Source organism: Streptomyces sp. SirexAA-E (assembly GCF_000177195.2).
GTDB lineage: Bacteria > Actinomycetota > Actinomycetes > Streptomycetales > Streptomycetaceae > Streptomyces > Streptomyces flavovirens.
In genome coordinates this window covers 176,681-193,515 of record NC_015953.1, presented here as the reverse complement: position 1 = coordinate 193,515, position 16,835 = coordinate 176,681, and the positions used below count along the sequence as shown (strand labels likewise).

Sequence of the window (16,835 nt, the reverse complement as noted above, 5' to 3'; positions counted from 1 at the left end):
CGAGGGCCGCCGGCCGGGTCCGATAATGGCCTCGTGACCGACAGACAGCTGCGCGTGGTACTGGCCGAGGACTCCGTCGTCCTCCGTGACGGGATGGTCGAGTTGCTGGGCGCCCGCGGATGCGAGGTGGTGGCCACCGCAGGGACGGCGCCCGAGCTGCTGTCAGCGGTGGCCGAGCACCGGCCCGACGTCGCCGTGGTGGACATCCGTATGCCGCCCACCCACACCGATGAGGGCATCAGGGCCGCCGTCGAGATCCGGGCGAGGACGCCCGGGGTCGGCATCCTGGTCTTCTCCCAGCACGTCGAGACCGCTCTGGCATCGCGGCTGCTGGCGGACGGTGCCGCGGGCATCGGATACCTGCTGAAGGAACGCGTCGCCCGTACCTCCGAGCTCGTGGACGCACTGCACCGGGTCGCCGACGGGGGCACGGCTCTCGACCCGGACGTCGTCACCGGTCTGATGCGGGGCGGACAGCGCAACCGGGTCGACACCCTGACGCCACGCGAGCGTGAGGTACTGGAGCTGATGGCACAAGGCCACTCCAACCGCTCCGTCGCCGGACTGCTGAACGTGTCGGAGCGAGCGGTGGAGAAGCACGTCGCCGCCGTCTTCACCAAGTTCGGCCTGAGGGCGACGGACACCGACAACCGGCGGGTGAAGGCCGTCCTCGCCTACCTGGCGGAGACCCGAGGCCGACCGCCCGTCACAGGCGGGTCGGCAGCTCGGCGGTGACCGTCGTGGGCCCACCGGGCGGGCTGTCGACCCGCAAGGCGCCGTCCACCGCCGCGAGCCGTTCGGCCAGACCGGTGAGCCCGGTGCCGGCGCCGAGAGCCGCACCGCCGCGGCCGTCGTCCCGCACGGTGAGGCGGATGCGGCCGTCGGCCGCGCTCGCCGTGAGTTCCGCCGAGCGGGCACCGCTGTGCCTGGCGATGTTGGTGAGCAGCTCGGCGGCGCAGAAGTAGACGGCCCGCTCGACCGCTTGATGGGGCCGCTCCCGTAGGTCCAGGCGGACGGTGACCGGCACGGGCGAGGTGGCGGTGAGGGCGGGCAGCGCCTGGCCGAGGCCGTCGTCCAGGGCCACCGGGTGGATGCCCCGGGTGAGCTGTCGCAGCTCGGCGATGGTGTCGTCGGTCTGACCACGCGCGCGGTCCACCAGCGTCCGCAGCCGCACGAGGTCCGGGCCGGTGGCGGGCGCGAGCGCGTCCTCGGCCAACGAGAGCGTGATGGCCAGGGCGACCAGCCGCGCCTGGGTGCCGTCGTGCAGGTCGCGTTCGAGGCGGCGGAACTGATCGGTGTTCTCCGCGAGCAGGGTCGCGCGGGCGGATTCCAGCTCCCGGACGCGCTGCTGGACACGGGCGGGGCCGAGCAGCAGCCGGGCGAGCCGCCGGTTCGCTCCGCCCAGCGCCCGGACCGCGGCGGGTACCAGGAACAGCAGGATCACGCCCAGCACGACGGCGACGGCGTCCAGCAGGCCGGCAGGCCGTGGGCCCGGTTGCAGCAGGCGCACCCAGAGCGGAAAGCCGATCAGCCAGCCGCAGCCGAGGGGGAGCGCCACGGCGGCGGCGAAGCCGAGCACGCCGAGCGGCAACCGCAGCACCAGGTAGAGCAGCGTCCGCCAGGCGACCGGGTCGGTCAGGACGGCGCGGCCACGGGCGAGTACGCCCGCCGAGCGCGGCAGCCCCGCCGGTGCCTCGACGTGCTCGCCGAGCAGCCGGCCGGTCAGCCGTCTGTGCAGCGCGCCGAGCCCCCGCGCGCCCAGCAGCGCGGCGACCACGAACGGCAGGCCGAGCACGGTGAGGGAGAGCAGGGCCCCCGCGTACAGGACGGCGAGGGCGTAGACGCCGCCGAACAGCGCGAACGGCAGCCCGACGACGGCGAACAGCCATTCGCCGCCACGGACGGAAAGGCAGGGCCGCCGCTCAGCCACGACCGGCCCCGACCGTCTCCGCACTCTTCGCCGGTCCCGTACGTCCGGGAGCCCGATCCCGGACCGCGTCCTCGTCGGCCGGTCCGCCGCTGTACTCAGTCACGCCCACCACCCACCAGCGCCGCCGCCGGGCCACGGACCGCCCGCAGACCCGAGGCAAGAACGGCCGGGACCGTCAGCGCCGTCGCGCCCGCGGCGACCCACCAGCAGGCGGCCACCGGGACGGACGGCACCACCGAGCCGGTCACCGCCGCGCTGTACGCCGCCGACGCCGCACCCGCGACCGAGGCGCCGAGCAGCACACCCACCGCCGTGGTCAGTACCGCCTCAACGGCCAGCATGCGCATCAGCTGCGACCAGGTCGCGCCCACCAGCCGCAGGAGGGCGAACTCACGGCGCCGGTCGGCCGTCACAGCCACCAGCGTGTTGACCGTGGAGACGGCCGCGAAGCAGATGAGCATGGCCAGCTCCGCCTGACGTAGCCAGACGTCCGTGGCCGAGGTGACACTGCTCGCTGTCGTGCCCGAGGCGTGTCCGGCGGTACTGGTCATGATCAGCATGGTGCCCGACAGTCCGACGAGCAGTGCGACCGGCACCACGGCGGACGACAGCCGCCGCGCGTGCCCCCGCAGGTTGGCATCGGCCAGCCACCCCGTACCCGGCGCCAGGGCCCGGACCGGCCCGCCCAGCACGGCCGACAGGACTCGTGCGGCGAACGGCCCCACCAGGGCGACCGCGATTAGCAGTACCAGCGAACCGAGCAACGCCGCCTGCCCCGCCTTGTCCGCCTGTTCCGCCGGGCGCGTCGCGGCCAGTCGCAGCAGCAGACCACCGCCCGCCAGCACACCGGCTCCGGCGAGCAGACGCCACGCGCCGGTCCGCCCGTGCTCGGTCGAGCTCGCGGTGAGCGCAGCCGCGGGTGTCAGCCGGGAGATCCGTCGGGCGGCCACCGCCGAGGCGGCCAGGCCCACGGCGAGGGCCGCGGCCGACGCGACCAGCATCGGTACCGGGGTCCCCGGCACCCGAAGGCCCGGCGCCGCCATTCCGCGCTGCTGCAGCTCGGCGAGGAAGCGACGGGCCGCGACCGCGCCGAGTGCGCAGCCCGGCGCCGTCACCAGCAGCGTGGTCGCGACGACCTGGCTACGGGCCAGCCGCCTGGCCTGACGCGGCGTCGCCGCTACGGTGCGCAGCAGGGCCAGTTCACGGTGCTGCTGACGCAGGGCGAAGCCCAGCGCGTTGACCACGACGAAGAACGCGACCACCACGGCGATCTCACCGAAGATTCCGGCGATCACCATCAGTCCGGGCCCCGCGTCCGCCTCCCGCACGCCCGGGGAGGCGGTGACCTCGGTGGCGAACAACGAACCGAACAGCGTCACGGTGGCGATGGCGAGGAAGAGCGCGACCGCCAGGCCGACGAAGGCAGCCGGACGCCGGCGCATCTGTCCCAGGGCGAGTGCGATCACCGGGCTCACGCTCCCAGCCGGCTCAGGGCCTCGCCGACCTGGGCGGCGGTGGGCCGGTCGAGCTCGTCCACCACCAGGCCGTCGGCGAGAAGCAGCACCCGGTCCGCGTACCCGGCCGCGACCGGATCGTGGGTCACCATCGCACAGGTCTGCCCCTCCCTGTCCACACCGGAACGCAGCAGGGCGAGGATCTCGTGACCGGTGGCCCGGTCGAGGGCGCCGGTCGGTTCGTCGGCGAAAAGCACCTGAGGGCGGGAGACCAGGGCTCGCGCGATGGCCACCCGCTGCTGCTGCCCACCGGACAGCCGGCCCGGCCGGTGCCGCTCACGCCCGGCGAGGCCCACCTGGGCGAGCGCCTCCAGCACCCGGCCCCGCTCCGGCCGCTGACCCGCCAGCCGGCCGGGAAGCTCGACGTTTTGCGCGACCGTCATGGCCGGCATGAGGTTGAACGCCTGGAACACGAACCCGACCCGGCTGCGCCGCAGTTTCGCGAGGTGCCGCTCGGGCAGCCGGGACACCTCCGTACCACCCCACCAGACCGAACCCCGAGTGGGCCGGTCCATCCCCGCGAGGCAGTGCAGCAAAGTGGTCTTGCCGGAGCCGGACGGCCCCATCACCGCCGTGAACGTCCCCGGCTCAAGGGTCACCGACACCCCGCGCAACGCCCGCACGGCGGCACCGCCGCGCCCGTACTCACGGTGCAGCCCCTCCGCCCGTGCGGCGGTTCCCGTCCCGATCTCTGTCGCCGTCTCAGCCATGTCCTCATCCTGGACGGGCAGGACAGGGCGATCGATCATGCCCGCACCCGGATCGGGGGTGCGGAAAACCGAACCCCCGGCTCCGGGCCCGCCGACGGAGACCGAAGGGCGGCCGAGTGCCGCGCTCTTCCGCCGGTGGATCCTGCGCGCGGTGGTCGATAGATTGCCCGGATGGACGAACCTGTCGGCCCCGGCCGGACCGCCGTCGACGACCGGGGGTGGTCCCGTACCCGCGGGTGGGTCGAGGAACAGGTGGGCGGCGGCCATCGCGTCGACGCCGCCGAACGGCTCCGGGGCGGATGGACGTCGCAGATGCGCCGCCTGCGCCTCGGCGGAGCGGGCGCCTCGCAGTGGTTCGTGCTGCGTTCGTTCGTCAAGCCCTTCTTCGTCCGCCACGCGGAGGCGCTCCTCACGCGGGAGGCGGACATCCTGCGCCTCCTCGCGGATACGGACGTGCCCGTGGCCCGACTGAAGGCTGTGGACGCGACCGCGCGGCAGTGCGACCACCCGTCGTTGCTGATGTCGCTGCTGCCCGGCAGGGTGCGCCTGGACGACGAGGACGCGGGGCTGCGGACCGCACTCCTTGCCCGCCGGCTCGTCGGCATCCATCAGGTGCGGGTCCCGCCCGGCGCCCGGCCACGCGTCTACCAGGCGTGGACCGCGCCTGACCGGGTGAGCCTGCCCGCTGCCACCGGGCGGATGGACCTGTGGCAGCGGGCGGTGGACGTCATCCGCCGTGAACCTCCGGACTACCGGCCCTGCTTCCTGCACCGCGACTTCCACCCCGGCAACGTCCTCTTCGGCGGAGAGGGCGCCGACACGAGGATCACCGGAGTCGTCGACTGGGTCGAAACGTCCTGGGGTCCGGCCGACCTCGACGTGGCCCACTGCTCCACGGCCCTGGCTCTGCTCCACGGAACCGGTGAGGCGATGCGGCTGGCCGAGCACTACGAAGCCGCCGGGGGCGTCCTGAGCGGTGATTCGTCGGCCCATCTGTACTGGCGGGTCCTGGACGCCCTCGCCTTCGCGAACACCGAGAAGGTCGCGCTCCCCTGGCGGGAGCTGGGACGCACCGATCTGACACCCGCCCTGCTCACGAGCAGACTGGAGGACTACCTCCACGAAGTCCTCCGCCGATTCGGCTGACCCCTTCCCCGGCCGCCTCCGTCCCCGCGACGGCTCATCCCGTGTCGCCGAACGGCCAGGCCTCGACGTCGCGGTAGCGGATCGGCCCTGGACCGCGGCCGGAGTTGCTGCCGACCAGATGCAGACGCTCGGTCCGCCAGGTACGGCCGGTGAACGAGGAGAGCCCCGCGGCCACCTGGACCGCGCTGAGAGCGTCGTCGCGGCGCGAACGGGCCAGCGTCAGGTGGGGGTTCAGCGGACGGTCCGGGAAGTCGACGCCGTGTGCCCTGGCCAGCTCCCGTACCTCCCCGGCCAGCAGCCGCAGCCCCTCGACGTCCCCGCCGATCCCGCTCCACAGCACACGCTCGTCGAAGTGCCCGCCGCCGCGCAGCGCCAGGTGCAGGGGGCTGTGCCTCGCCGCGAGTTCCGCGAGCGGCGGACGGAGGGGTGACACAGCCGACCTCGGCAGCTCACCGAGGAACGCCAGGGTGATGTGCCAGTCCTCGATGCGGTTCCACCGCATACGGGGGTGGGCGGCGTAGGCGGGTCGCAGCGCCTGCGCCAACTCCTCCTTGGCGTCGTCGGGCGGAGCAAGGGCCACGAAGACGCGGACGGTCGCGGACCGGATCTGATCGTTCACGAAGAACTTCGTACACCACCGGCGTCGGGCGGCCACCCGCAGGTGGGCCGCCCGACGGCTGTACGCCCCTCGCCGTTGCCCGTGCCCGGGAGGCGGCGGCGGTCGGCCATGGCCGATCGGCGTGGCCGCCGTTCCTTCCCGGCCCGGATCACGTCCGCCGACGGAGCCACGCGGAGGCGAGGATCCGCCGCCCGAACTCATCGCTCACACGGGCACCCGGACCGCTGTGCCCCCGCCCCGCCGTACGGCCGTCGCGCTCGTGTTCGGTCAGTGATCTCGAACCACCGGCCCCTGTCCCACCGGCCGTTACTGTACGGACATGCCGCGCTGCCCACCGCAGCCACCCGAGGAGGAATCCTGTGTCATCGTCCTACGACCCCCAGTACGCTCCCGTCGGCGATGTGGGCACAGCACTCATGATGATCGACTCTCGGCTCAAGGGAATCCACGACGGCAGGACCGAGACCGACCCGGAACAACAGGCGCTGATCGACCAGTTCGCCGCGTCGCTGGGGCCCAAGGGGGCCGACGACGTGCTGGACGGCGTGTGCACGCTCATTTTCATGTTCATGACCTGGCTACGGAAGGCCCACGAAGACCACGACAAGGACGTCATCGAGTACGTGGTGCCCAACCTCGTGGCCACGATGCGGATGATGCCCAAGAGCGTCCGCCCCGAGGCCGTGCCCACCATGGCCGGACTCGTCGTCGCCGCGGGCACCGGCCTGAGCCCCAACCTGTGGCGGAAACAGTACGGAGAGTGGACCGAGGAGGAGATGACTCCCCTGGAAGCCACCGCGTCCCTGCTCGCGGAGCACATCAACCGGATCACCGACGATCCCGACTTCGCCACCCGCCTGATCACCGAAGCGCTGACCAGCGCGGACGAAGACTGACCTGCCGCATTCCTTCCTCCGGGCCGGACGGTCGGACCGGGGCCCGGGGGAGTCCCGCCCGGCCAAGACGGTCGCTCGTGGTGCCTGCACGCCCGTCCACACTCTGTCCTACGGCGTCGCAGGGCGCGGGCGTCGTCGCACCTGGCGACGGCGCGCGACACGGCCCGCGAGGCGTGCGACCGGCCTGCGGTGAGCCGGATCGACGACCGCTCGCTCTGGCGGACACCGGGGACGAAGGGGTCAGGGGATCACTCCCACGACGTCACAGGCAGCCGCAGTCCCCGGCGTAGAGAACCAGGAAGACGGCTGTCACGGCGGTCAGGGTGAAGCCGGCCGTGGTGACAGCGGCGATACCCCGGCGGCGGCGACCTTTCGCGCGGTCACGGAAGGTCCCCCAGGCGCCGTGCGCGAGGAAGAGGCTGAGCAGTCCGGCACCCGCGATGCTCAAGCGCGGGCTGAAGGACCAGCTCAGGTAGGCGATCAGAGCCAGGCAGGCGAGCAGAGCGCATGCGAGCACGGTGAGGATCATGTCCGCGACGGCTTCCCCCACCGTCTCCAGCAGGAACTCGCCGGTCCCCTTCGCCACCCTGCGGATCCCCACGAAGCGCCTCCTTCCTCCGCAACGACGCCACCCACAGGGCGCCGGTACAGAAGACGCGTGCGGGGTGGGAACGGTTGCCGAGGCGCTCACCGCTGCGACGTCGGCCACCACAACGGCACCGGCACATCAGCCGAGTTGACCGGCACGTGTGCCCACCCTGCCACCGGGCCGGTACGGAGGCCCCTGACCTGGCCTGACCCGACCTGACCTGACTGGGCGGGGCGAAAGGGGGGCGGTCGCCGCACGCGACCGTGACAGCGCAGGCGTTCACGACCCCGGTCGGAACATCCTGGCGAAGCCCATCCAGGAGTGCGTGAATCCCGACGTATGAAAACGTCTTGTACGGCACACGTTGCGGGACCGTTCCGCGCGGAAACAGCCCCGTGGGGCGGCGCTGCCGGAAAAAGAGAACGGCTCCTCGTCGTATGTGACGAGGAGCCGTTGAATTCCTGACGCTATCTGCGGGGCTCGGATCAGGCGTGACGGTGGGAATGGCGATTGCCGGTGATCACGCGGTAGACAGCGAGAAGGATGACGGAGCCGACGATGGCGGCGATCCAGGTGGAGAGGTCGAAGAACCCGTCGATGGAGTCGACGCCGAAGATGACCTTACCGAGCCAGCCGCCGAGAAGACCGCCCGCAATACCGATGAGCATCGTGATGATGACGCCACCGGGGTCCTTGCCCGGCATCAGCGCCTTGGCGATGAAGCCCGCGAGCAGTCCGATGAGAATCCAAGCGATGATGCCCATGATGTTTTCCCTACCTCGTCATAAAAGCCGGTGCTAACACACCGTCTTTACCGCAAGTCCGCTTCCAAACGTCGCGCACACGACCGGCTGTCAGATCGCCCTCGACCGAGCCTCCGACCTGCGGGGTTGCCGCGAACTCTCCGACCGTCACCGCTGAGTCGCCTGGGACTCCCGCAGCCGACACGGTCCGGGGGCCGGCGGTGCCGGGGGAGCCGACGCGGTGGCCGCCGGGTGCGACAACGACGGCCATGGTGATACCGGTGTCCGGCCCGTGCCCCCGCCAAGACCAGTGACCGTGATGCCGGTGTGTTCCACCACGTGAACGGCGAGACACATCTGCCCCGCCACGAACGGCGGGGGCAGCTCGTTTCGTACCCTGGGTGCATGCGGATGCGCCCCACTCTCAGCTGGACCCCCACCGAGGACCTGTCTCCGGGCACCACGGACCCGGAGCCGGTCGCCGATGCCCTGGGCGCCGGCGGTGTGCTGGTGCTCAGCGGTGCGGGCATCTCCACGGAGTCGGGCATCCCCGACTACCGGGGCGAGGGTGGCAGCCTGAGCCGGCACACCCCGATGACGTACCAGGACTTCACCGCCAGTGCCGAGGCCCGGCGCCGGTACTGGGCACGCAGCCACCTCGGCTGGCGCACCTTCGGGCGGGCCCGGCCCAATGCCGGGCACCGGGCCGTGGCCGCGTTCGGCCGGCACGGCCTGCTGTCGGGCGTGATCACCCAGAACGTCGACGGCCTGCACCAGGCCGCCGGCAGCGAGGACGTGGTGGAGCTCCATGGCAGTCTGGACCGTGTCGTCTGCCTTTCCTGCGGCGCCCTCACCCCGCGCCGGGAGCTCGCCCGGCGCCTGGAGGAGGTCAACGCGGGCTTCGAACCGGTGGCCGCGGGCATCAACCCCGACGGCGACGCCGACCTCACCGATGACCAGGTCGGGGACTTCCGTGTGGTGCCCTGCACGGTCTGCGGCGGCATCCTCAAACCGGACGTGGTGTTCTTCGGCGAAGCCGTCCCGCCGCAGCGGGTCGAGCACTGCCGCGCACTGGTCCGCAGAGCGTCGTCACTGCTGGTCCTCGGCTCCTCGCTGACGGTGATGTCCGGTCTCCGATTCGTCCGCCAGGCGGCCCAGGACGGGAAGCCGGTGCTGATCGTCAACCGGGACCCGACCCGGGGTGACCGGCACGCCCTCACTCGCGTCGCGCTCCCACTGGGAGCGACTCTCACCACCGTCGCATCCCGCCTGGGCGTCCCCGTCGACGGCGATGCGGCATGAGACCGGACCGGCGTCGCGGGGCCCGAGGGGCTGGGGTGGCTGACGTCCGGATGGGCGTGCGTGCCTGGTGGGTACCCGAGGCCCGCTTGACCTGAAGCTTGATCGAGGTCTTGGCGTCACGGCAGGTTGACACCGCCTGATGACAGGAGAAGACCTCATGATCCTTGTGACCGGAGCCACCGGGAACATAGGAAGCGCCCTCTTGCGGGAGCTTTGTGCGTCCGGCGCCGGACCGCTGAGAGGGCTCACCCGTGACGTCGCACGGGCCGCGTTCCCGGATGGCGTCGAAGCCGTCACGGGTGACCTCGCCGACACCGCCTCGCTGAAACCCGCGTTGGAGGGGGCCCGATCTCTCTTCCTCGTGTCACGCATCGGTTCGGACGCCGCGATCATCGACGAGGCCAGGAAAGCTGGCGTGGAGCACGTGGTGCTGGTGTCCTCCATCACCGTCCGGACCCATCCGCGCCTGGGCCCCGCCGTCGAGAACCTGGCCGTCGAGCAGCTGCTGAAGGACAGCGGCATGGCGTGGACGATCCTGCGGCCCACGCAGTTCGCCTCGAACGCCCTCTGGTGGGCGGGAGCGATCCGCGAGCACGAAACGGTCCGTCTGCCGTATGCGGACACCGGCCTCCCCACGATCCACCCCGCGGACATCGCATCGGTGGCCCGGGTGGCACTGACCGAGCCCGGTCACCACGAGCGAACCTACGCGCTGACCGGTCCGGAACGGATCACGGCCCGGCAGCAGGTCGGGGCCATCGCGGCAGCACTCGGGCGAGACGTGCCGTTCGCCGGGACCGGCAGGCAGGAAGCCCACCGCCGGATGGCCGCCCTCCTGGGCGACGAAGCCGCGGACGCGGTGCTCGACCTGGCGGGAGGCGACGTCAACGACGAGCTGCTCGCCGTGCGCGACACCGTTCCGCGGATCGTCGGTGCCCCGGCCAGGACGTTCAGGCAATGGGCCTCGGAGAATGCCGCCGCCTTCCGATGAACCGATGCTCCCCCGGGGCACGTTCATCGTGCCCCCAGAGGTGAGACCTCGGCCAGGGTCCGGGTGCCGTCCCGCTCACCGTGGACCCCGTCACGAGCCGGTCGTACGGGCGGGCTACTTGCTGCCCGGCCCGTCGCCCACCGTCGGCTCGATGTCCGTCGTGCGCGCGGCACCCCCGTTCGTGTGGATCACCGCGTACGTCTCCGTGTCCCTCGGCGGCCGCGTCCAGGAGCGGGTGGTGAAGGTGTGCAACCGCCCGTTCTTCAAGGCGTGACGCGGCAGACGGACGCCGAACTCCCCGGTCACCGCCTCCAGCAGGGACCGTTCCCCCTCGGCACCGCCCTCCGGGCCACCGAAGAACAGGCTCGGGTCCAGCGCCCGCGGTATCTCCCCGCTCGTGCGGACCTCTCCGTCCTCGTACGTGAACGCGTACTGCTCGGCGCCGTCCCGAGCCACCGAGAGGTGGAAGAACGGCTCCCCGCTCCACGTCCTCAGCCCGCCCCACACGACCACCGCGCGGGTGCCGGCGGAGGCCGCCGCGGCGGGGGAGACGAACCGGGCCCCGCCGAACGGGCCGGGGTCGCCGTCGAAGGCGAAGCTCCACCCCGTGCCCGCACGGCCGACCGCCACGCGAGCCTTGTCGTCGTAGGACGAGAACTCCGTGCGGTTGTGCAGCCACCGGTAGCGCGCCTCCTCGAAGGTCATGGGCTCGTTCAGCGCCGTGACGTCCCCGTCCGCGAGACGTCGGGGCAGATCCTCCGGCTCCACCCCCTCCACCAGGACGAAGCGGTAGGAGGTGCGGTTGTCGCCCGGGCCCGGTTCCGCTAGCCACGCCAGGCCGTCCAGGTCGAGCCCGGCCGTCGGCGTCGCTGCCGCACCCCCCTGCCCGCCCCGTGGCGTCGACAGCAACTCGCGGCCCCGCTCCGGTGTCAGGAGCGGTCCGAGCAGCGGATCCGCCACCCAGCCCAGTGGTGCCAGGTGGTGCGCTCCCAGCGGCTCCCACAGGGGGAGAGCTTCCCGCAGCGTCCGCCACGCCCCGTCGGTGTCTCCCCAACGCGCCAGCTCCCGCGCCCGCTCGACCGCCTCGCCGAACGGCCCGGCCGCCGTGTACCGGTACGTTCCGTTCCTGATCTGCTCCAGCGTCGCGTACGCCAGCGCCACCAAGTCCTCGTCGGCGCCGCGCAGATGGAACGTCAGCGTGGAGTCGTCCCAGTACGAGTGCGCGGCGTGCTCGGCCACCAGCGGGGGCAGCAGCTCGGGCGCGTACCGGGGGTCCGTCACCAGGTCGTCGAAGTACACCGTGTAGGTCTGTCCGAGCAGGCGGCGTATCTGGTCGCCCAGACCGGCTGCCCGCGGCCTGCCGTACCCCTTGGCCTTGTCCAGCGCCTCCTGGGCCCGCTCCCATCCGCCGCGCAGCGCCTGCAGCCGGGCCTCCTCCACCAGGGCGTCCAGCTCGCGTGTCGTGTCGTTGGCGAACACCGGCTCCCCTTCTCCCGAACGCCCCCGCAGCCTGTGGAACTCACGGTGCATCTCCCGCATGAACGTGCCGAAGTTCGCGTGCCGCTCGGGGGGTGCGGCACGCCAGCTGGACCACGTGTACACGGCCCACTCACCGTCCTCGTCCACGTCCTCGGGATCCATGAGGACATGGGTGATGTCGGACTCGACGTCGAGCTGCAGCCCTCGCCGCCAGAGGTCCGCCTCCCGCCGCTCCTCCGGCTCGGAGTCGTCATCCAAGTACTCCTCGAACACGTCCGCGAGTCGCGACTCGTTGTTGTGCCAGCGCGCGTCCGCGGTCCCCGCCAGCAGCCACACGAACCCGCCCGCGTGCCGCCACCCGTCACTGACCTCGAGGAACTCCCGGTACGACGGGGGCATTCGGTGGCCGAGGCGCTCCTCCATGGCTGTTATCCGCTCCTCGGGGGCAGCCGGGAACCCCAGCCATCGGGCCTGCCGCGCCGCCTCGTCGGCCTCGCTCCGCGTCTCGTCGTCCGGCAGGGAATCAGCCCACTCCGCACTCCATCTGAGGAGAAAGGGCCGCCAGTCGAATGTCGTGGTGTCCGTCATGCGCCCGATGCTGCCATCCGCCACTGACAACGCTCCGTCACATACGGCGACCGGCCCGGCAGGCCCTGTCGTTCCCGTGCAAGGGCAGAGGGGGTCGATGGGAGGAACGGGTAGCACGACGGGGCTTCATACCCGACGCCGACGCCGATGCCGACGCCCCGGGGTGTGTCGTGCGAAGAGCCGGAGCACAGGAGCCCCGAGCCGCTATTACCTTGGAGTAACCTTCGGATCCCGCCCCGTCCTGCCCCAGTTGGGAGTTTCCATGGCACGTGTTCCCGGCACCTCTCGTTCCGCGCTGTTCCTCGCCGCCTTCCTGGCCGCATCCGGGACCGCGCACTTCGCCGCCCCCGCGCCGTTCGACGCGATCGTGCCCCGCTCCCTCCCCGGCAGCCCTCGGGCCTGGACCCGTGCCAGCGGCGTCGTGGAACTGGCGCTCGCCGCAGGTCTCGCCGTGCCCCGCACCCGACGCCTCAGCGCCCGGGCCACCGCGCTCTTCTTCGTCGGCGTCCTTCCCGCCAACGTCAAGATGGCGTACGACTGGCGCGCTCGCCCCGCACCGGAGCGGGCGTTGGCCTACGGCCGCCTCCCGCTGCAGATCCCGCTCTACCTGTGGGCCCGCGCGGCAGGCCGTTCCGTGACGAACCGATAAACGGACCCGTCCTGCGGCGCACGTCGCCCGCGCGGAGCCCCCGGCCGCGGCTCCGCCGCCTCGAACGGCAGCGGAAACGGCCCGTACGGATCCGCACCCGAACCCGCGCGGAGGACGGGGAGAGCGGGCAGAGCCCGACACGGACCGGCCGACGGTGAGGCCGCCGCCGACCTACTACCGTTGCCCCACATGACGGCCACCGAGACGGACATCACCGAGGACCTGATCCGGGACCTGCTGTGCGACCAGTACCCCGACCTCGCGGACCGCCCCGTGACGCTCGGAGCGCGCGGCTGGGACAACCAGGTGTGGCGGCTCGGCGACGACCTGGCCGTCCGGGTGCCCTGGGCGACAGGGTCGGCGGACGCGCTGCTGCGCAAGGAACACGCCTGGCTGCCCGTCCTCGCCCCGCACCTGCCTCTGCCCGTTCCCGTCCCACAGCGCCTCGGCGAGCCCTCCGAACGGTTTCCGCGACCCTGGCTCGTCACCACCTGGGTACCGGGAGAGCCCGCCGACCACGCCCCCGCCACGCGCGCCGCGGAGGCGGCCGTCACCTTGGCCGCCTTCCTGACCGCCCTCCACCGCCCCGCCCCCGACGAGGCGCCCACAGGACGAGACCGCGGTGGCTCGCTGGCCGCCACCGCCGAACACCTCGACCGGGGGCTCGTCTCGGCCACCGAAAGGGGGCTGATCCGCGACCCGGACGCCGTCCGCGAGGTCTGGGAGGACGCCGCATCCGCACCCGAATGGACCGGCCCGAGACTGTGGCTCCACGGTGACCTGCACCCGGCCAACGTCCTGACCAAGGACGGCACCTTCTGTGGCGTGATCGACTTCGGCGACCTCTTCGCCGGGGACCCGGCCTTCGACCTCGCCGCCGCCTGGATCCTGCTGCCGGACGGCGCCGCCGACCTCTTCCACGCGGCCTACCGGCCGCGTCCGGACGCCGCGACCCTGCGCCGCGCTCGCGGCTGGGCGGTGCTGCGCGCCCTCGCCTGCGTCCACATCGCAGACGCCGGCGTCCACGGCCGCCCCGGCGGCAAGCCCACCTGGGGCCCGCCCGCCCACGCGGCACTGCGACGCCTCACCGCAGCGGTCCGCCGGTGACCGAGCCCCCGGCGGAAGGGCGGCAGGTGCGAGGGACGAACGCGCCGGCCCGACGTGGTCCGTGCGGGCCCGGCAGGGGGCGCCCCCCGCCGCGATGAGTTGCGGACGGCTCGGGAGTCTCTTCCGGTGAGTGGCGTACGACGCCGCCCGGTAACGAGACATCACGGAGGACGCCATGACGAACACGCCCGGCAACACGAGCAGTGGCCTCACCGGCAAGCCGCCCGTCGTCGACCTGGCCGCCTGGCAGGCGGCACGCGAGGAGTTGCTGGTACGCGAGAAGGCGTACACCCACGAGGGCGACGCCATCGCCGCCGCCCGCCGACGGTTGCCCATGGTCCAGGTCGACGGCACCGTCGAGGTCACCGGGGCCGACGGGCCCGTGCCGTTCCTCGACCTGTTCCAGGGCCGCGACGAGCTCATGGTCTACCAGCACATGTGGTACGACGGCGCGCCGCACCAAGGGCAGTGCGAGGGCTGCACCACCACGGCCTGGCACGCGAAGGACGCCGTGTACCTCAACGCCCGGGGCGTCTCGTTCGCCGTCCTGACCTCGGGCCCGTGGGACGAGGTGGCTCCGTACGTCGAGTTCATGGGGTACACGCAGCCCTGGTACTCGGTACGGGGCGTGGAGGCGCCGATCGGCGGCGAAATGGGGCACCTCGTCTGCTTCCTGCGCGACGGCGACCGGGTGTTCCTCACCTACTCCACGACAGGCCGCGGCAACGAGCCGGTGAACGGCTCCCTCGCTCTGCTCGACATGACGCCCAACGGCCGCGGCGAGGCGTGGGAGGACCGCCCCGAGGGCCGGCCCCTGATCGGCGCCGTCCGGGAGGGCCACCCGGCCGAGGGCGGCCAGTCCTGCTGGTACTGGCGCTCGGACGCCGACGGCACCGCCACCTGGGGCCCGACCAGCCGGCCCGTGCCGCAGTGGACCCGCCCCGGTGCCACCCCCGTGGAGACGCTCGGCCGGAACGGCCACCATCACTGACGCGCCTTCTCGCCGACTGTGCAGGCGAAGGTCGGGGCTCGACCGGCCCCTCGACGACGCGTACGGCCCGACGGGATGCAGTCAGGAGCCGGTCATCGGTGCGACGCCGTACGGACGCGCGATCTCGCGCTTGACCTTCTCACCGTGTGAGGGCCTGCACTGGACGGCGTCAAGTTCACCACCTGAGACCCCGCCAGGTGCGGCCGCGTGCCGGTGCGTCCCTCGCGCCGGGACGCCGCCGTCGGGCCGTTCCCTTCCGGTCGGCCTGCCCGGGCCTCCGCCGCCGCACAGGCGCCGGCAGGGAAGCCCGGGGCGAGGCGAGGCTCCGGACGGCCGAGAGCGAGAGGCGCCGCCATGCCCTCAGTCGATGCCCCGTCACCTCTTGTACACCTGCCATCGGTTACTCAGCTGACGGGTCGTCACCGCCGTCCGGCCGGACCGAAGAGAGGACGACGATGACGCACTACACGGGCTCCGGCCCCTACTGTTACGCCAACTCCCTGGCCATGGTGCTCGGCGATACGGCCCAGCCCCCGGCGGTGATCGAGGTACTGACCGGTTCGCCGTTCGGCTTCGAACTGCTCGGCGGCACAGTGCCGCTGTTCGACCCCTACGGCTGGGACCCGGACTTCGGCCTGGACGCGGCCGTCGAGCTGCTCGGCGTCCGCTGCGAGCGCACCTGCGGCGGCACGGCCGAGGAAGCCGAAGAACGGCTGCGCGAGCTGTCCGCCAGGGGGCCCGTGCTGGTCGGCCCCGTCGACATGGGGCTGCTGCTCCACCAACCGGGCACGCCCACCACCGAAGGCGGCGACCACTTCGTGGTCGTGCTGGAGGTCGACGCCGGAACCGTGGTGTTCCACGACCCGCACGGTCATCCGTACGCGACGCTGCCGGTCGCGGACTTCCTGGCCGCGTGGGAGGCGAAGGCGGTCGGCTACGCCGACGCCCCCTACGTCATGCGCGCGGGCTTCGTCCGGGAGCGACAGGTCACGGCGACCGACGCGCTGCGGCGGTCCCTGCCCGATGCCCAGCGGTGGCTGGCGGGCCGCGGTGACCGGGCCGTCCCCGCGGGGACGCTCGGCGGGACCGCCGGTGTGGAGGCGCTGGCCGCCCAGGCGGACGGCGGACTCGACGCGGGGACGCGCGGGTTCCTCGCGCACTTCGCCGTCCGGGTCGGTGCACGTCGCCTCGCCGATGCCGCACACTGCCTGGCCTCGCTGGGGCTCACCCGTTCGGCAGGGGTGGCGGCCGGGCAGTCACGGCTGGTGGGCAGCCTTCAGTACCCGCTGGTCAGGGGCGAGGACCGAGCGTCGGCAGACCTCCTGCGCCGTCTCGCTCCGACGTACGAACAGCTGCGCACGACGCTCGCGGCCGAGACGAGCTGACGACGACGAGCCGACGACAAAGCCGGGCGTCCGCATTCCGGGGCGGGGCGCCCGGCCCCGTCCCGGTGTCCCTCCGGTGGTCTCGATGTAGAGTTCGGGGTCGTCGTAGAGGGTCGGCCCCTGCTTCGGCCCCTGCTGGAGAGCGCTCTGCATGGGGTCCGGCAGCGATCCGGGTCTGCCCGCGTAGGTGTTCCAC

At 72.5% G+C, this 16,835-nt stretch carries 16 protein-coding genes; 9 read left to right on the top strand and 7 right to left on the bottom strand.

The genetic code is table 11. From position 1 onward, the window contains the following. The first annotated feature begins 33 nt into the window (after window positions 1–33). Window positions 34–735, top strand: coding sequence for a response regulator transcription factor (locus tag SACTE_RS00770; RefSeq protein ID WP_014044111.1), 702 nt, complete (start codon window positions 34–36; stop codon window positions 733–735). Here SACTE_RS00770 and SACTE_RS00765 read toward each other — a convergent pair. The 3 genes from SACTE_RS00765 to SACTE_RS00755 form a co-directional block, all read right to left on the bottom strand. Further along, window positions 707–1,930, bottom strand: a complete 1,224-nt coding sequence (locus tag SACTE_RS00765; protein ID WP_014044110.1) for a sensor histidine kinase — start codon at window positions 1,928–1,930, stop codon at window positions 707–709. The genes SACTE_RS00770 and SACTE_RS00765 overlap by 29 nt on opposite strands. Before the next feature lie 95 nt (window positions 1,931–2,025). Beyond that, window positions 2,026–3,396 (bottom strand): ABC transporter permease, encoded by a 1,371-nt coding sequence (locus tag SACTE_RS00760; RefSeq protein WP_014044109.1) that lies wholly within the window; start codon window positions 3,394–3,396, stop codon window positions 2,026–2,028. 5 nt (window positions 3,397–3,401) lie between these two features. Then, window positions 3,402–4,154 (bottom strand): ABC transporter ATP-binding protein, encoded by a 753-nt coding sequence (locus tag SACTE_RS00755; protein WP_014044108.1) that lies wholly within the window; start codon window positions 4,152–4,154, stop codon window positions 3,402–3,404. 171 nt (window positions 4,155–4,325) lie between these two features. On the opposite strand from SACTE_RS00755, the gene SACTE_RS00750 reads away from it, so the two are divergent. Next, the gene (locus SACTE_RS00750; protein ID WP_014044107.1) at window positions 4,326–5,300 is read left to right on the top strand and encodes a phosphotransferase; all 975 of its coding nucleotides are present in this window, start codon (window positions 4,326–4,328) and stop codon (window positions 5,298–5,300) included. Window positions 5,301–5,334: 34 nt separating this feature from the next. Here the strand turns inward: SACTE_RS00750 and thpR are convergent, their stop codons facing one another. After that, on the bottom strand, window positions 5,335–5,919 hold the full coding sequence (gene thpR, locus SACTE_RS00745; protein WP_014044106.1) for an RNA 2',3'-cyclic phosphodiesterase: 585 nt from the start codon (window positions 5,917–5,919) through the stop codon (window positions 5,335–5,337). 359 nt (window positions 5,920–6,278) lie between these two features. Between thpR and SACTE_RS00740 the strand changes: the two genes are divergently transcribed. Then, on the top strand, window positions 6,279–6,815 hold the full coding sequence (locus tag SACTE_RS00740; protein ID WP_014044105.1) for a hypothetical protein: 537 nt from the start codon (window positions 6,279–6,281) through the stop codon (window positions 6,813–6,815). A 262-nt stretch (window positions 6,816–7,077) separates the two neighbouring features. On the opposite strand, the gene SACTE_RS00735 is transcribed toward SACTE_RS00740, so the two are convergent. Both SACTE_RS00735 and SACTE_RS00730 read right to left on the bottom strand, forming a co-directional pair. Further along, on the bottom strand, window positions 7,078–7,416 hold the full coding sequence (locus tag SACTE_RS00735; protein ID WP_014044104.1) for a hypothetical protein: 339 nt from the start codon (window positions 7,414–7,416) through the stop codon (window positions 7,078–7,080). 473 nt (window positions 7,417–7,889) lie between these two features. Beyond that, window positions 7,890–8,168, bottom strand: a complete 279-nt coding sequence (locus tag SACTE_RS00730) for a GlsB/YeaQ/YmgE family stress response membrane protein (RefSeq protein ID WP_014044103.1) — start codon at window positions 8,166–8,168, stop codon at window positions 7,890–7,892. Between the two features lie 384 nt (window positions 8,169–8,552). On the opposite strand from SACTE_RS00730, the gene SACTE_RS00725 reads away from it, so the two are divergent. Together SACTE_RS00725 and SACTE_RS00720 are read left to right on the top strand one after the other, a co-directional pair. Next, a complete protein-coding gene (locus SACTE_RS00725) occupies window positions 8,553–9,449 on the top strand; it encodes an NAD-dependent protein deacetylase (protein WP_014044102.1) in 897 nt (298 codons plus the stop codon). Window positions 9,450–9,606: 157 nt separating this feature from the next. Then, entirely contained in the window at window positions 9,607–10,440 is an 834-nt protein-coding gene (locus tag SACTE_RS00720; protein ID WP_014044101.1) for an NAD(P)H-binding protein, read from the top strand. 114 nt (window positions 10,441–10,554) lie between these two features. Here SACTE_RS00720 and SACTE_RS00715 read toward each other — a convergent pair whose 3' ends face one another. Next, window positions 10,555–12,507, bottom strand: a complete 1,953-nt coding sequence (locus SACTE_RS00715) for an SMI1/KNR4 family protein (RefSeq protein ID WP_037758713.1) — start codon at window positions 12,505–12,507, stop codon at window positions 10,555–10,557. Between the two features lie 262 nt (window positions 12,508–12,769). Here SACTE_RS00715 and SACTE_RS00710 point away from each other — a divergent pair, with 262 nt between their 5' ends. The 4 genes from SACTE_RS00710 (at window position 12,770) to SACTE_RS00695 (ending at window position 16,639) form a co-directional block, all read left to right on the top strand. Continuing rightward, window positions 12,770–13,156, top strand: coding sequence for a DoxX family protein (locus SACTE_RS00710; RefSeq protein WP_014044099.1), 387 nt, complete (start codon window positions 12,770–12,772; stop codon window positions 13,154–13,156). Window positions 13,157–13,345: 189 nt separating this feature from the next. Beyond that, window positions 13,346–14,263: an aminoglycoside phosphotransferase family protein gene (locus SACTE_RS00705; RefSeq protein WP_014044098.1), complete on the top strand. Its 918-nt coding sequence runs from the start codon at window positions 13,346–13,348 to the stop codon at window positions 14,261–14,263. 175 nt (window positions 14,264–14,438) lie between these two features. Then, the gene (locus SACTE_RS00700; RefSeq protein ID WP_014044097.1) at window positions 14,439–15,254 is read left to right on the top strand and encodes a DUF899 family protein; all 816 of its coding nucleotides are present in this window, start codon (window positions 14,439–14,441) and stop codon (window positions 15,252–15,254) included. Window positions 15,255–15,709: 455 nt separating this feature from the next. Continuing rightward, window positions 15,710–16,639, top strand: a complete 930-nt coding sequence (locus SACTE_RS00695; RefSeq protein WP_014044096.1) for a hypothetical protein — start codon at window positions 15,710–15,712, stop codon at window positions 16,637–16,639. Window positions 16,640–16,835: the final 196 nt, after the last annotated feature.

Coding starts and splice junctions, on each gene's coding strand:
- SACTE_RS00755 (WP_014044108.1), bottom strand. CDS start 4,154: ATGGCTGAGACGGCGACAGAGATCGGGACGGGAACCGCCGCACGGGCG.
- SACTE_RS00750 (WP_014044107.1), top strand. CDS start 4,326: ATGGACGAACCTGTCGGCCCCGGCCGGACCGCCGTCGACGACCGGGGG.
- SACTE_RS00730 (WP_014044103.1), bottom strand. CDS start 8,168: ATGGGCATCATCGCTTGGATTCTCATCGGACTGCTCGCGGGCTTCATC.
- SACTE_RS00725 (WP_014044102.1), top strand. CDS start 8,553: ATGCGGATGCGCCCCACTCTCAGCTGGACCCCCACCGAGGACCTGTCT.
- SACTE_RS00720 (WP_014044101.1), top strand. CDS start 9,607: ATGATCCTTGTGACCGGAGCCACCGGGAACATAGGAAGCGCCCTCTTG.
- SACTE_RS00715 (WP_037758713.1), bottom strand. CDS start 12,507: ATGACGGACACCACGACATTCGACTGGCGGCCCTTTCTCCTCAGATGG.
- SACTE_RS00710 (WP_014044099.1), top strand. CDS start 12,770: ATGGCACGTGTTCCCGGCACCTCTCGTTCCGCGCTGTTCCTCGCCGCC.
- SACTE_RS00705 (WP_014044098.1), top strand. CDS start 13,346: ATGACGGCCACCGAGACGGACATCACCGAGGACCTGATCCGGGACCTG.
- SACTE_RS00700 (WP_014044097.1), top strand. CDS start 14,439: ATGACGAACACGCCCGGCAACACGAGCAGTGGCCTCACCGGCAAGCCG.
- SACTE_RS00695 (WP_014044096.1), top strand. CDS start 15,710: ATGACGCACTACACGGGCTCCGGCCCCTACTGTTACGCCAACTCCCTG.